The 13,786-nt window shown below is 64.7% G+C and carries 14 protein-coding genes and 1 tRNA gene; 12 read left to right on the forward strand and 3 right to left on the reverse strand.

The annotated features are described in order from the left end of the window. Positions 1-119 precede the first annotated feature (119 nt). Both MRS60_RS07180 and MRS60_RS07185 read left to right on the forward strand, forming a co-directional pair. Positions 120-824, forward strand: coding sequence for a CoA transferase subunit A (locus MRS60_RS07180; RefSeq protein WP_034184003.1), 705 nt, complete (start codon positions 120-122; stop codon positions 822-824). Position 825: 1 nt separating this feature from the next. Further along, the gene (locus MRS60_RS07185; RefSeq protein WP_034184004.1) at positions 826-1,467 is read left to right on the forward strand and encodes a CoA transferase subunit B; all 642 of its coding nucleotides are present in this window, start codon (positions 826-828) and stop codon (positions 1,465-1,467) included. 142 nt (positions 1,468-1,609) lie between these two features. Here the strand turns inward: MRS60_RS07185 and MRS60_RS07190 are convergent, their stop codons facing one another. The 3 genes from MRS60_RS07190 to MRS60_RS07200 are packed head-to-tail and all read right to left on the reverse strand — an operon-like array spanning position 1,610 to position 3,893. Then, a complete protein-coding gene (locus MRS60_RS07190) occupies positions 1,610-2,326 on the reverse strand; it encodes an SDR family oxidoreductase (protein ID WP_034184005.1) in 717 nt (238 codons plus the stop codon). Positions 2,327-2,361: 35 nt separating this feature from the next. Further along, the gene (locus MRS60_RS07195; protein ID WP_034184006.1) at positions 2,362-3,378 is read right to left on the reverse strand and encodes a polysaccharide deacetylase family protein; all 1,017 of its coding nucleotides are present in this window, start codon (positions 3,376-3,378) and stop codon (positions 2,362-2,364) included. 11 nt (positions 3,379-3,389) lie between these two features. Beyond that, on the reverse strand, positions 3,390-3,893 hold the full coding sequence (locus MRS60_RS07200) for an ester cyclase (RefSeq protein ID WP_051983828.1): 504 nt from the start codon (positions 3,891-3,893) through the stop codon (positions 3,390-3,392). Between the two features lie 192 nt (positions 3,894-4,085). Between MRS60_RS07200 and MRS60_RS07205 the strand changes: the two genes are divergently transcribed. The 10 genes from MRS60_RS07205 to pheS all read left to right on the forward strand — a co-directional run bounded on the left by MRS60_RS07205 (position 4,086) and on the right by pheS (position 13,756). Further along, complete coding sequence (locus tag MRS60_RS07205) at positions 4,086-4,994, forward strand: LysR family transcriptional regulator (protein ID WP_175749326.1); 909 nt, start codon at positions 4,086-4,088, stop codon at positions 4,992-4,994. A gap of 199 nt (positions 4,995-5,193) precedes the next feature. After that, entirely contained in the window at positions 5,194-6,090 is an 897-nt protein-coding gene (locus tag MRS60_RS07210) for an alpha/beta fold hydrolase (RefSeq protein WP_243565470.1), read from the forward strand. Positions 6,091-6,170: 80 nt separating this feature from the next. Beyond that, the gene (locus tag MRS60_RS07215) at positions 6,171-6,524 is read left to right on the forward strand and encodes a RidA family protein (RefSeq protein ID WP_027784253.1); all 354 of its coding nucleotides are present in this window, start codon (positions 6,171-6,173) and stop codon (positions 6,522-6,524) included. Positions 6,525-6,583: 59 nt separating this feature from the next. After that, a complete protein-coding gene (locus tag MRS60_RS07220; protein ID WP_034184010.1) occupies positions 6,584-8,818 on the forward strand; it encodes a RelA/SpoT family protein in 2,235 nt (744 codons plus the stop codon). 85 nt (positions 8,819-8,903) lie between these two features. After that, positions 8,904-8,980 (forward strand) — tRNA-Val (locus MRS60_RS07225). Positions 8,981-9,251: 271 nt separating this feature from the next. After that, the gene (gene thrS / locus MRS60_RS07230; RefSeq protein WP_105390704.1) at positions 9,252-11,159 is read left to right on the forward strand and encodes a threonine--tRNA ligase; all 1,908 of its coding nucleotides are present in this window, start codon (positions 9,252-9,254) and stop codon (positions 11,157-11,159) included. A gap of 49 nt (positions 11,160-11,208) precedes the next feature. After that, on the forward strand, positions 11,209-11,733 hold the full coding sequence (infC, locus tag MRS60_RS07235; RefSeq protein WP_071734130.1) for a translation initiation factor IF-3: 525 nt from the start codon (positions 11,209-11,211) through the stop codon (positions 11,731-11,733). A 190-nt stretch (positions 11,734-11,923) separates the two neighbouring features. Then, the gene (gene rpmI, locus MRS60_RS07240) at positions 11,924-12,121 is read left to right on the forward strand and encodes a 50S ribosomal protein L35 (RefSeq protein WP_004191477.1); all 198 of its coding nucleotides are present in this window, start codon (positions 11,924-11,926) and stop codon (positions 12,119-12,121) included. 30 nt (positions 12,122-12,151) lie between these two features. Further along, positions 12,152-12,511, forward strand: coding sequence for a 50S ribosomal protein L20 (gene rplT / locus MRS60_RS07245; protein ID WP_004192938.1), 360 nt, complete (start codon positions 12,152-12,154; stop codon positions 12,509-12,511). 231 nt (positions 12,512-12,742) lie between these two features. Next, positions 12,743-13,756 carry a phenylalanine--tRNA ligase subunit alpha gene (pheS, locus tag MRS60_RS07250; protein ID WP_034184012.1) on the forward strand — a complete coding sequence of 338 codons (1,014 nt, stop codon included), beginning with the start codon at positions 12,743-12,745 and terminating at the stop codon, positions 13,754-13,756. Positions 13,757-13,786: the final 30 nt, after the last annotated feature.

Genomic DNA, 13,786 nt, shown 5'->3' on the forward strand with positions numbered 1-13,786 from the left:
AAAAACAGCGCGCCTCGACGCACGCATCGCCGCGCATGCATAGAATGATGCGGCGGGCTTGCGGCCCACGTGGGCGCGTGAACCGGTTTTGCTGGTTTCCATAAAGGAAGGGACAACAGATGAACAAAGTCTATCCAAGCGCGGCTGCCGCGCTGGAAGGGATCGTCCGCGACGGACAGACCTTCGCGGTGGGCGGCTTCGGCCTGTGCGGGATTCCGGAGGCGCTGATCGCGGCGTTGCGCGATTCGGGCGTCAAGGGCATCACCTGCATCAGCAACAACGCGGGCGTCGACGGTTTCGGTCTCGGCCTGCTGCTGGAAACGCGCCAGATCAAGAAGATGATCTCGTCGTACGTCGGCGAGAACAAGGAGTTCGAGCGCCAGTACCTGGCCGGCGAACTCGAGCTCGAATTCACGCCGCAGGGCACGCTCGCCGAAAAGCTGCGCGCGGGCGGCGCGGGCATCCCCGCGTTCTTCACGAATACCGGCTACGGCACCGTGATCGCGGAAGGCAAGGAAACGCGCCAGTTCGGCGATCGTCACTACGTGCTCGAGCCGTCGCTGACGGCCGACGTCGCGCTCGTGAAGGCGTGGAAGGCCGACAAGTCCGGCAACCTGATCTATCGCCGCACCGCGCGCAACTTCAACCCGATGTGCGCGATGGCCGGCAAGATCACCGTGGTGGAGGTCGAGGAGATCGTCGAGAACGGCACACTCGATCCGGACCAGGTTCATACGCCGGGGATTTTCGTGCAGCGCATCGTGCTGAACGCGACGCCGGAAAAACGCATCGAACAACGCGTCGTACGCGCGAAAGGAGACTGACATGGCCTGGAATCGTGACCAGATGGCCGCGCGCGCGGCGCAGGAACTGCAGGACGGCTTCTACGTGAACCTCGGCATCGGCCTGCCGACGCTCGTCGCGAACCACGTGCCGGAAGGCGTCGAGGTGTGGCTGCAGTCGGAGAACGGGCTGCTCGGCATCGGCCCGTCGCCGACCGAAGATGAAGTCGATGCCGATCTCATCAACGCCGGCAAGCAGACCGTCACGACGCTGCCGGGTTCGTCGATCTTCTCGTCGGCCGACTCGTTCGCAATGATCCGCGGCGGCCACATCAACCTCGCGATCCTCGGTGCGATGCAGGTCAGCAAGCAGGGCGACCTCGCGAACTGGATGATCCCGGGCAAGATGATCAAGGGGATGGGCGGCGCGATGGACCTCGTCGCGGGCGTGAAGCGCGTCGTCGTGCTGATGGAGCACGTCGCGAAGGGCGATCAGCACAAGATTCTCGACGAATGCAACCTGCCGCTGACGGGTGTCGGCGTGGTCGACCTGATCATCACCGATCTCGGCGTGATCGAAGTGACGCCGGCCGGCCTGAAGGTCCTCGAGCTCGCCGACGGCGTGAGCGCCGACGAGATCCAGGCGAAGACGGGCGCACCGCTCGACGTGAGCGCGGTCGCGTAAGCCGACGGAGCTTGGCGCCGCGCGCTGTTGCGCGGCTGCGGCGCCCCGCATGCTTCGATGCATGCGGGGCGCTGTCTTTTGGCGCGCGGGAATGCGCGTTTTCATGGCGGTCGCGCCCGTGTCACGGACCTTTCTCGATGTATTACGCGATTGCGCCGCCGCCGTCGACGAGTACGGTCGAACCGGTCGAGTACGGCGTCGCCGCCAGATAGACGATCGCGTTCGCGACATCCTCGGGCCGGCCCACGCGGCGCGCCGGCAACCGCTGCGCGGCGCCGGCGAACATGGCGTCGCGCGCGTCGGTCGCGAGCTTGTCCCACAGCGGCGTGGCGATCAAGCCGGGCGACACCGTGTTGACGCGTACCGGGGCCAGTTCGAGTGCCAGGCCGCGGGCCAGTGCATCGAGTGCCGCATTGATGGCGCCCTGCAGCACCGACGATGCACTCGGTCGCACGCCGAGAAACCCCGACACGAACGTCAGCGAGCCGCCCGGGACGATGTCGATTGCACGCGCGATGCGATACGCGCCCCAGAACTTGCTGTCCATCGCGGCCTGTGCGGCGTCGAGTGCGAGCGAGCGGACCGGGCCCGTTGCGGTTTGGGCGGCGGAAATCACGACGTGGTCGAACCGGCCGGCGCGTGCGCAGAATGCGTCGACTTCGTCGGTTCGCGTGATGTCGAGCGGTGCGAAGCGCGTGCCGCGGCCGATTGCGGCCGCGATCGCCTCGCCCTTGCGTGCGTCGCGCGAAGCGATCGTCACGCGTGCGCCGCGTTGCGCGAATGCCTGCGCGGCCGCCGCGCCGATCCCGGAGCTCCCGCCGACCACGAGCACCGCGTTGCCATTGAATGAATCGTTCATGATGGTTCGTTTCCGTTGAGAAGAAAGAAATCCGGTCAGATCGTCTCGGTTTCGCGCAGTGTCGCCGCGCTGCCGAGCGCGTAACGCGCGATCTCGTCCTTGCGCATGAACGCGACACCCGGATGCGATCGCGCGTAGCGCAGGAATTCGTCCCACGCACGGACCATCTGCGGCGTGCCGCTGATCCGGTCGTGTGCGCTGATCGACATCAGCCTGCGTCGCTGCCCGGCCTCCGCGTAGAGCTGGTCGAAATCGAGCTTGATCTGCTCCAGGAACATCGTCGGCGAGTAATTGCGGCCTTCGATCAGCAGGATGTCGTTGTTGCGCAGCGTGTACGGGACGACCACGAAATCGTGCCCGTTCACGGTCTCGATGAACGGCTCGTCGCGGCTGACGTCGTCGATGTGATAGACGTAGCCGAGTTCCTGCAGCAACGACAGCGTGTTTGGCCCGCGCCGCAACCAGTTGCAGTTGTAGCCGATCGGCCTCGTGCCGGTCACCGCCTCGACCATGTCGCGCGCTTCGGTCAGGAAGCGTCGCTCGTCGTCGCGGCTCATTGCGAACTGCGAGCGCCAGGTCGGGCCGTGCGCGGCCGCTTCGTGGCCGCGCGCGACGATCTCGCGGGCCAGTTCGGGATGGCGGCGCGCGGCTTCCCCGATCATGTGCGACGTGACTTTCACGTCGTGGCGGTCCCACAGGTCGAGAAGGCGCGGAATCCCTTCCCGGTAGCCGTATGCGAACCAGGTGGCTGACGCGAGATCGACCGGCACGGACGGTGGAAACGCGACTGGCGGGAAGGGGCTGTCCGCGCCCTTGGGCGGTTGCCCGCCGGCTTCGAATTGCATCGAGATCGAGATCGCCAGGCGGATGTCGTCCGGCCAGAACTTGCCGTCCGCGGCGGTCGGCGCGGCGAGCGGCCGGGCCGTTGCGGCGCTTGCGCCCCGCGCTGCGCTGCCGAGTACCGCGCCGGCGGCGGCCAGCCCGGCGCCGGCACCGGCCTGTGCGAGGAACGCGCGGCGGGCCGTGCGCATCGAAGGATCGAAGTTCGTCATCGGCCGGGCCCTCAGTTTGCGACGCCGAGTTGGCGCATCAGTGTCAGGTTGTCTTCGATGTGCCAGTTCTCGGCGATCCGGCCGGCCGCGATCCGGTAGATGTCGGTCGCGATGAAATCGACTGCCTGTCCATGACCGGTCGTGTTACCGAAGACCGCGGTGAAATGCCCGCGAAACCGCAGGTGGACGACGACGCGATCGCCGGCGACGATCATCTGCTCGATCTCGCAATGCAGGTCGGGAATCGCCGCGCGCATCGTTCGTGATGCCGCGAGCGGCCCCGGCAGGCCCTGGGCGCGTCCGGCCGGCAGCGTGCGATCCGTGAAGTCGGCAGCGAGTGCCGCGCGCGCAAGCGTCTCGTCTCCGGTGTCCCAGAACGTGGCGTAGCGGCGCGCCGCAAGGATCTGGTCGTTCGCCTGCGCGGCAGGCAGTCCGGCCGCGACCGTCAGGTGCAACGGAGCCGCGAGGTCGGCCGCATTGGCGGTGACAGGCGGTAGCGCGACTGCGGCAAACATCGTCGCGAGCGTGCCGGCAATCGAGCGGCGCAGGAATCGTTGCAACGCAGACATCGGATTCTCCTTTTTCATGATGGTGCGCCTGGATGGCGCAGTGACGTCATGGTAGGTTTCCGAATTCGATATAAATACCAAGGGGAATCGAATGGATTATTCGAAAAAAAGAAAGGGTGGCGGCTCGAGGATGCTCGAATGCTGATCGACGACCTGCCCGCGCTGGAAACCTTCTCGATCGTCGTCGCGGCGGGCAGCCTGTCGGCGGCGGCGCGGGAGCAGGACTTGTCGCTGTCGGTAATCAGCAAACGGCTTGCGCACCTGGAGGCACGGCTCGGCGTGCGCCTGCTGCACCGGACGACTCGCCGGCAGACGCTGACCGACGAGGGCGCGCTGTTCCATGCACAGGTCCTGCGCATCCTCGCCGAAGTCGACCTGGCGGAAACGCTGATGCAGGATCGCCGCGGCACGGTGAGCGGCCTGCTGCGCGTGACCGCGCCGGGCGACATCGGGCGCCTGCGGATCGCGCCGCTCGTCGCCGAGTTCCGGCGCCGGCATCCGCAGGTGTGCGTGCAACTGATTCTGACCGACACGGTCGTCGATCTGCTCGCGCACGAGATCGACGTCGCGGTGCGGATCGGCAGTCTCGCCGATTCGTCGATGATCGCGCGGGAACTGGCGCCGAACCGCCGCGTGCTGTGCGCGTCGCCGGCATACGTGGCCGAATGCGGCTTACCGGTGCATCCCGGCGAGCTGCGTGCGCACCGTTGCATCGTGATGGGCGAGCAACTGCAGGCGGAATGGCGGTTCGATGGCTTGGACGGCCCGATCGCGGTCGAGGTCGCGGCGGCGGTGCTGACCAACGACGGGGGCGCGGCGCGCATGCTTGCGCTCGACGGCGCGGGCATTGCGTTGAAGTCGATCTGGGACGTCGCGTCCGATCTCGAGGCGGGCCGGCTCGTGCGGGTGCTGCCTGCGTATGCGGCGCCGGCGGCGCCGCTGCATGCGGTCTATCCGGGCGGGCGGCATCTCGCGTTGCGCGTGCGGACGTTCGTCGACTTCATGCGCGAGCACTTGCAGGCGGCGTGGCACTGGGACGAGAGCTGACGATGCGCGCGATTGTGCGGATCGTTTCGTCGAAAGAGGGCGCCCGGCGAACATCACGCGCGCAGCATTCCGCGGCACGGATGGCCGGCGGCGGACCGTGTCGGGCCGCGCCGCGCGACCGAAGCGGTTTACAATCGTCTGCATTGGGCCGCACCAGCGTTGCCTTGCTGCGTGCCCCCCGTTCGACAGGATGCCAACGATGCCAACGACCCCAGCGAATCCCCCGGTTCCTCGCCAGCGGCGCGTGCAGTGTGCGAGCGCTGCCGGCCTTCATCACGTCGCCTATACCGAATGGGGCGACCCCGCCAATCCGCGCGTGCTGGTCTGCGTGCATGGCCTGACCCGTTCCGGGCGCGATTTCGACAGGCTCGCCGCCGCGCTGTCCGATACCTATCGCGTCGTTTGCCCCGATGTCGTCGGGCGCGGCCGGTCCGACTGGCTCGCCGATCCGCGGCTCTATGCGATCCCGCAATACGTGGCCGACATGGTGACGCTGATCGCGCGGCTCGACGTCGAATCGGTCGACTGGTTCGGCACGTCGATGGGCGGCCTGATCGGCATCGCGTTCGCGGGGCTGCCCGGTTCGCCGCTGCGGCGGATGATCGTCAACGACGTCGGCCCGCGCATCGAACCCGATTCGCTGACGCGCATCGGCGAGTATCTCGGCGTGCAGCCGCGCTTTGCGACCGAACAGGAGGGTGTCGACTATCTGACGTCGTTGTCGCTGCCGTTCGGCGCGCTGACTGCCGACGAGTGGCGCGAGATCAACGGGCCGCTGCTGCGCGAGCTGCCCGAAGGCGGCTGGACGATGCGCTACGATCCGCGCATCGCCGAGCCGTTCAAGGCGACGACGCCCGAACTGGCCGCGCTCGGCGAGGCCGCGCTGTGGCACGCCATCGAGACGACGGACGCGTCGCTGCTCGTCGTGCGCGGCGAGACGTCCGACCTGCTGTCGCGCGAGACGGTGGCCGACATGGTGCGTCGCGGCCGGCATGTGACGCAGGTCGAGATTCCGGGTGCGGGTCACGCGCCGGCGTTCATCGGCGCCGACCAGATTGCGCTCGCGCGGCGGTTTTTCGTCGAAGGCGACGCATAAACGCGTCATAATATGCGGTTCGGCGGCACGCGGGCCGTGCCGTCGTCCGATTCTTCACCCACTCAAGACCGGAACATTCCATGGCAGTCATTCGTCATCACGTCGGGGCCCGTCTCTCCGAAACCGCGATCCACAACGGTACCGTGTATCTGGCCGGCCAGATCGCCGAAGACACCACGCAGGACATCAGGGGCCAGACGCGCGAAGTGCTCGGCCACATCGACCGCCTGCTCGCCGAAGCGAACAGCGACAAGGCGCATCTGCTGTCGGTGCAGATCTACATCTCGGATCTGGCGAACTTCGAAGGCATGAATGCGGAGTGGGACGCATGGGTCGCGCAGGGCAACACGCCGCCGCGCGCCACCGTCGAGGCGAAGCTCGCGGATCCGGCGCTGCTCGTCGAGATCGTGGTCGTCGCCGCGCAGCGGAGCTGAGCCGCGCTGAGTTGAGTTGAGCATTAACCGACGATGACCGCATTCCGTCAGGCCGTGCAATGACCGAGTCCGTATCCACTTCTCCCGTCGCGGCACCGTCGTTCGACGACGTGCTCGCGTTCGTGCGCGAGCGGGCCGGCGACGCACGGCTGTCGTCCGGCGAACTGCTCGCCGATCACTCGGCGGGCACGGCGTCGATCATGCGCACGCTGAACGTCGATCCGTCCGCGATGCAGGCCGCCGCACTGTTCGTACTGACGCCGCACCTGAACGACCCGGAGCGTGAGCTCACCGAACGTTTCGGCGACGAAGTGGCGCGGCTCGTGTCGGACGTGCGCAAGCTGTTGCGGCTCGGCACCGTCAGCCTGCGCGCCGCGCAGAACGCGGTGCCCGACGCCGGGCGCGACGCGGCGGAAGAGCGGCGCACGCAGATCGAGGCGCTGCGCAAGATGCTGCTCGCGTTTGCGCAGGACATCCGCGTGGTGCTGATCCGGCTCGCGTCGCGGTTGCAGTCGCTGCGCTACTACGCGGCCGCGAAGATCGACCCGCCGCCCGACGTCGCGCGCGAGACGCTCGAGATCTATGCGCCGCTCGCGAACCGCCTCGGGATCTGGCAACTGAAGTGGGAGCTCGAGGATCTCGCGTTCCGCTTCGAGGATCCCGTCACCTACAAGCGGATCGCGAAGCTGCTCGACGAGAAGCGCATCGAACGCGAGGCGTACGTCACGCAGGCGATCGGTCGGCTGCAGCACGAGCTGGCGGACGCGCACATCCAGGCCGACGTGAGCGGCCGGCCGAAGCATATCTACAGCATCTGGCGCAAGATGCGCGGCAAGGAGCTCGATTTCGCCGAGCTGTACGACGTGCGCGCGTTTCGCGTGATCGTGCCCGACATCAAGGATTGCTACGCGGTGCTCGGCATCGTGCATCACCTGTGGCAGCCGGTACCGAAGGAGTTCGACGACTACATCTCGCGGCCGAAGCCGAACGGCTACAAGTCGCTGCATACGGTCGTGATCGGCGACGACGGCCGTGCGTTCGAAGTGCAGATCCGCACGCAGGAGATGCACCGCTTCGCGGAGTACGGCGTTGCCGCGCACTGGCGCTACAAGGAGGCCGGCGCGCGCGGCTACGGCGGCCAGTTCTCGGCGAGCGACAAGTACGACGAGAAGATCGCGTGGCTGCGTCAGTTGCTCGCATGGAAGGACGATGTCGAGGACGGCCCGGGGGTATCGGGCGACCAGGCGTGGGCGCAATTGCGCGAGACGTCGCTCGACGACGACCACATCTACGTGCTGACGCCGCAGGCGCGCGTGATCGCGCTGCCGCAGGGCGCGACGCCGGTCGATTTCGCGTACCACCTGCACAGCGAGCTCGGTCATCGTTGCCGCGGCGCGCGCGTCGACGGCGTGATGGTGCCGCTGAACACGCCGCTCGCGAACGGCCAGACGGTCGAGATCGTCGCGGTGAAGGAGGGCGGGCCGTCGCGCGACTGGCTGAACCTGCAGCTCGGTTACCTGAAGAGCTCGCGCGCGCGCCAGAAGGTGCGGGCGTGGTTCAACTCGATCGAGCAGGAAGAAAATGTTGCGCATGGCCGGGCGCTCGTCGAAAAGACGCTGCAGCGCGAGGGCAAGACGTCGGTCAACCTGGACAACCTCGCCGCGAAGCTCGGCTTCAAGTCGCCCGAGGAGTTGTTCTCGGTCGTCGGCAAGGAAGAATTCAGCTTGCGCAACGTCGAACATGCGCTGTCCGATGCGCCGCCGCCCGAGCCGGCGCCCGAGGCGCCTGCCGATTTCGAGAAGCGCAGCAGCGGCGCGAGCGTTGCGCACGGTGCGTCGACCGGCGTGCTGGTGGTGGGCGTCGACGCGCTGCTGACCCAGCTCGCGCGTTGCTGCCGGCCGGCACCGCCCGATCCGATCAGCGGCTTCGTCACGCGCGGCAAGGGGATGTCGATCCATCGGAGCGACTGCCCGACGTTTCGCCGGATGGTCGAACGCGCACCGGAACGCGTGCTGCAGACGACCTGGTCGGCCGACGTGCTGGGCGGGCGCGGCGCATCCGTCTATCCGGTCGACCTGATGATCGAGGCGAGCGACCGGCAAGGATTGTTGCGCGACATCTCCGAAGTGTTCGCACGCGAAAAGATCAACGTGGTGGGCGTGAAGACGCAGAGTCGCCGCAATGCGGCATTCATGCAGTTCACGGTCGAGGTGTCGAACTCGGCGCAAGTCCAGCGCGCCTGTACGCTGCTCGGTGAGGTGCAGGGCGTGGTGCGGGCCGGTCGCAAGGCATGATGGGGTTGGAACACCGTTATTTTGCTGCGACCGCATAAAAACGCTTGCCAAACCGATAGCAGCTCCATATAATTTCAGCTTCTCTAGGCTCGTAGCTCAGCTGGTTAGAGCACCACCTTGACATGGTGGGGGTCGTTGGTTCGAGTCCAATCGAGCCTACCAACGAATTGAGAATGCCCGGTCTCCGGGTGTTCGATGCAGTAAATAGCTCAACGCGAACAAGGCGAATACGGTTATGACACCGCGAACGTTGACCGAAACCACTTCGGAGCGACGCTAGTCGAGGAACGTTTTCGCCCTTTCAGTTTGAGTGAAGTATCGAATGCGGCCCCTCGAAAGCGGGGCCGCATTTTTTTTGTCGCGAAAATTCCGCGCGTGACTTTTACATCGCGTGCCTGGTCTGCCGCCCACTGTCGGCATCACGGAGATTGGTATGGTTTCGATACGCTTGCCTGACGGCTCAGTTCGACAATACGAGCATCCGGTGACAGTTGCCGAGGTTGCAGCCTCGATCGGTCCCGGCCTTGCGAAGGCTGCGCTTGGTGGCAAGCTCGACGGCGAACTCGTCGATACGTCCACGGTGATCGACCGCGACGCGTCGCTCGCCATCGTCACGGACAAGGATGCCGACGGCCTCGACATCATCCGTCACTCGACGGCGCACTTGCTCGCATACGCGGTGAAGGACCTGTATCCGGATGCGCAGGTGACGATCGGCCCCGTGATCGACAACGGCTTCTATTACGACTTCTCGTATAACCGTCCGTTTACGCCGGAAGATCTGGAAAAGATCGAAAAGCGCATGCAGGAACTCGTGAAGAAGGACGAGCCCGTGACGCGCCGTGTCGTGTCGCGCGACGAGGCCGCGGGTTATTTCCGCAGTCTCGGCGAGAAGTACAAGGCCGAGATCATCGAGTCGATTCCGCAGAGCGACGAAATCAAGCTGTATTCGCACGGCGGCTTCACCGATCTGTGCCGCGGCCCGCACGTGCCGTCGACCGGCAAGCTGAAGGTCTTCAAGCTGATGAAGGTCGCGGGCGCGTACTGGCGCGGCGATTCGAAGAACGAGCAGCTGCAGCGCATCTACGGCACGGCCTGGACCAAGAAGGAAGACCAGGATCAGTATCTGCACATGCTCGAGGAAGCGGAAAAGCGCGACCACCGCAAGCTCGGCAAGCAGCTCGATCTGTTCCACATGCAGGAAGAGTCGCCGGGCATGGTGTTCTGGCATCCGAAGGGCTGGGCGCTGTGGCAGCAGGTCGAGCAGTACATGCGCCGCCGCGTGAACGAAGCCGGCTACCTCGAGATCAAGACGCCGATGATCATGGACCGCTCGCTGTGGGAAGCGTCGGGCCACTGGCAGAACTATCGCGAGAACATGTTCACGACGGAGTCGGAGAAGCGCGACTACGCGATCAAGCCGATGAACTGCCCGGGGCATGTCCAGGTGTTCAAGCACGGCCTGCGTTCGTACCGCGATCTGCCGCTGCGTTACGCGGAATTCGGCTCGTGCCACCGCAACGAGGCGTCGGGCGCGCTGCACGGCCTGATGCGCGTGCGCGGCTTCGTGCAGGACGATGCGCACATCTTCTGTACGGAAGATCAGATCATTGCCGAGTCGATCGCGTTCAACAAGCTCGCGATGAGCGTGTACGGCGATTTCGGCTTCGATCACATCGACATCAAGCTGTCGCTGCGTCCGGAGCAGCGCATGGGTTCCGACGAAACGTGGGATCGTGCCGAGCAGGGCCTGCGTGAAGCGCTGACGGCGTGCGGTCTTCAGTGGGAAGAGCTGCCGGGCGAAGGTGCGTTCTACGGTCCGAAGATCGAGTACCACATCAAGGACGCGCTCGGCCGTTCGTGGCAGTGCGGCACGCTGCAGCTCGACATGATGCTGCCGGAACGCCTCGGCGCCGAGTACGTGGCGGAAGACAACAGCCGCCGCCGGCCCGTGATGCTGCACCGTGCGATCGTCGGTTCGATGGAGCGATTCCTCGGCATTTTGATCGAGCACCACGCTGGTGCGATGCCGGTCTGGCTCGCGCCGATGCAGGCTGTTGTGCTCAATATCGCCGAAAGTCAGGTCGAATATGCGCAATCTCTGGCCCAATCGTTGCAAAAACAAGGGGTTAGAGTGACGGCGGATTTGCGCAACGAGAAGATTAGCTATAAAATACGCGAGCACACGCTGGAAAAGGTGCCTTATCTCCTCGTCGTGGGCGATAAGGAGCGTGATGCGCAAACGGTAGCCGTGCGTGCCCGTGGCGGCGTCGATCTTGGCGTGATGCCGGTCGATGCCTTCGTTGAGCGTCTGCAGGAAGACCTGCGCTCGTTCAAGTAACCACCCTGGCAGCGCGGCTCGTTTTTTTAATTTTTAGAGGAAACGTAACATCGCTACTGATAAGTCGTCGCATCGCATCAACGGTGAAATCACTGCGCCGGAAGTGCGTCTGGTCGGGATCGAGAACGAACCGCTCGGTATCGTAAAACTCGCTGATGCTTTCCGTAAATCGGAAGAACTGGATGTTGACCTGGTGGAAATCGCGCCGCAAGCGGTTCCCCCGGTTTGCCGTCTGATGGATTACGGCAAGTTCAAGTACCAGGAATCGAAGAAGCAGCACGAAGCGAAGCTGAAGCAGAAGGTCATCCAGGTCAAGGAAGTCAAGTTCCGCCCGGGTACCGATGACGGGGATTACAACGTCAAGCTCCGCAATCTCGTGCGCTTCCTCGAAGAGGGCGACAAGACGAAGATCACGTTGCGTTTCCGCGGTCGCGAAATGGCTCACCAGGAAATCGGTATGCGGATGCTTGAGCGTCTGCGCACGGATCTCGAGGAAGTCGGCCAGGTCGAGCAGATGCCGAAGATGGAAGGGCGCCAGATGATCATGGTGCTCTCGCCGAAGAAAAAGAAGTAACGGGCTCGCGCGCTTCGCGCGCAGGTTCGGAAGTGGTTCGGCGCGTTGCCCGGTCAGGGCGGCGCGCCAACAATGACGGCGGCTGCGCAAGCGGTACGCCGTACACAAGTGGACTGGGTTTCGAAGGGCGGGTCAAGGGCGCAAGCCAACCGCACACCCATCGCCATCTAATAAACTGGAGTTGTTCGTCATGCCTAAGATGAAGACCAAGAAGAGCGCTGCAAAGCGCTTCGTGGTGCGTCCGGGCGGTACCGTCAAGCGCGGTCAAGCCTTCAAGCGCCACATCCTGACCAAGAAAACCACGAAGAACAAGCGCCATCTGCGCGGCGCAACGGCAGTTCATGATTCCGATCTGAACTCCGTCCGCGCGATGCTCCCGTTCGCGTAACCCCTCAATCGATACTCTAAGGAGAGAAACATGCCTCGAGTCAAACGTGGGGTAACCGCACGGGCCCGCCACAAGAAGATCATCAACCTGGCCAAGGGTTATCGCGGCCGCCGCAATAACGTCTACCGCATCGCCAAGCAGGCGGTGATGCGCGCTGGTCAGTACGCGTACCGCGATCGCCGCAACAAGAAGCGTGTGTTCCGCGCACTGTGGATCACGCGTATCAACGCGGCAGTTCGCCAGCACGACATGACCTACAGCGTGTTCATCAACGGCCTGAAGAAGGCGTCGATCGAACTCGACCGTAAGGTGCTGGCCGACATGGCGGTGTTCGACAAGGCTGCTTTTGCTGCGATCGTCAAGCAGGTGAAAGCCGCCGTTGCAGCCTAATTGCGAAATTAGCACTGCGTGGTTAGTTGCAGCGATGATCCGGTAGTCTCGGCCGCTGCAGCGAAAACGGGGCTCTTCCGAGCCCCTTTTTTTATCGGCCCTCGCTGGGCCGCCCCAAGAGGGCCGATCGCCCCCTCGGGGGGCAGCGAAAGAAGAGAGCGTGGGGGCCGTTTTTTGTTGGTGGGCGATTTCGCTCGCCAAGACCGAATGACGTTGGAAATGATGGGATCTATGGATCTGGACCAGATTGTCGCCGACGCGCAGCAGTCCTTCGAACAGGCTGCCGACATCACCACGCTCGAAAACGAGAAAGCACGATTTCTCGGCAAGTCGGGTGCGCTGACCGAGTTGCTGAAGGGCCTCGGCAAGCTCGATCCCGAAGCACGCAAGACCGAAGGCGCACGCATCAACGTCGTGAAGCAGCAGGTCGAAGCCGCGCTGACCGCACGTCGCCAGGCGCTGGCCGACGCGCTGTTGAACCAGCGCCTCGCCGCCGAGGCGATCGACGTGACGTTGCCGGGCCGCGGCGCCGGTGCAGGCAGCCTGCACCCCGTGATGCGCACGTGGGAGCGCGTCGAACAGATTTTCCGCTCGATCGGTTTCGACGTGGCCGACGGTCCCGAAATCGAGACCGACTGGTACAACTTCACGTCGCTGAACAGCCCGGAGAACCATCCGGCGCGTTCGATGCAGGACACCTTCTACGTCGAAGGCAAGGACGCCGACGGCCGCCAGCTGCTGCTGCGCACGCACACGAGCCCGATGCAGGTGCGTTACGCGCGCATGAACCGTCCGCCGATCAAGGTGATCGCGCCGGGCCGCACGTATCGCGTCGACAGCGATGCGACCCACTCGCCGATGTTCAATCAGGTCGAGGGGCTGTGGATCGACGAGAACATCAGTTTCGCCGACCTCAAGGGCGTCTATACCGACTTCCTGAAAAAATTCTTCGAGCGCGACGACATCCTCGTGCGCTTCCGTCCGTCGTATTTCCCGTTCACGGAACCGTCGGCCGAAATCGACATGATGTTCGAGCAAGGCAAGAACGCCGGCAAATGGCTCGAGATCTCCGGCTCGGGGCAGGTGCATCCGACCGTGATTCGCAACATGGGCCTCGATCCCGAGCGTTACATCGGCTTCGCGTTCGGCAGCGGCCTCGAGCGCCTGACGATGCTGCGCTACGGCGTCCAGGATCTCCGGCTGTTCTTCGAGAACGACCTGCGTTTCCTGCGCCAGTTCGCATAACGCCGCTCGCCGCGCCGACCTGTGCCCGCG

This window comes from Burkholderia pyrrocinia, assembly GCF_022809715.1.
GTDB classification, from domain to species: domain Bacteria; phylum Pseudomonadota; class Gammaproteobacteria; order Burkholderiales; family Burkholderiaceae; genus Burkholderia; species Burkholderia pyrrocinia_C.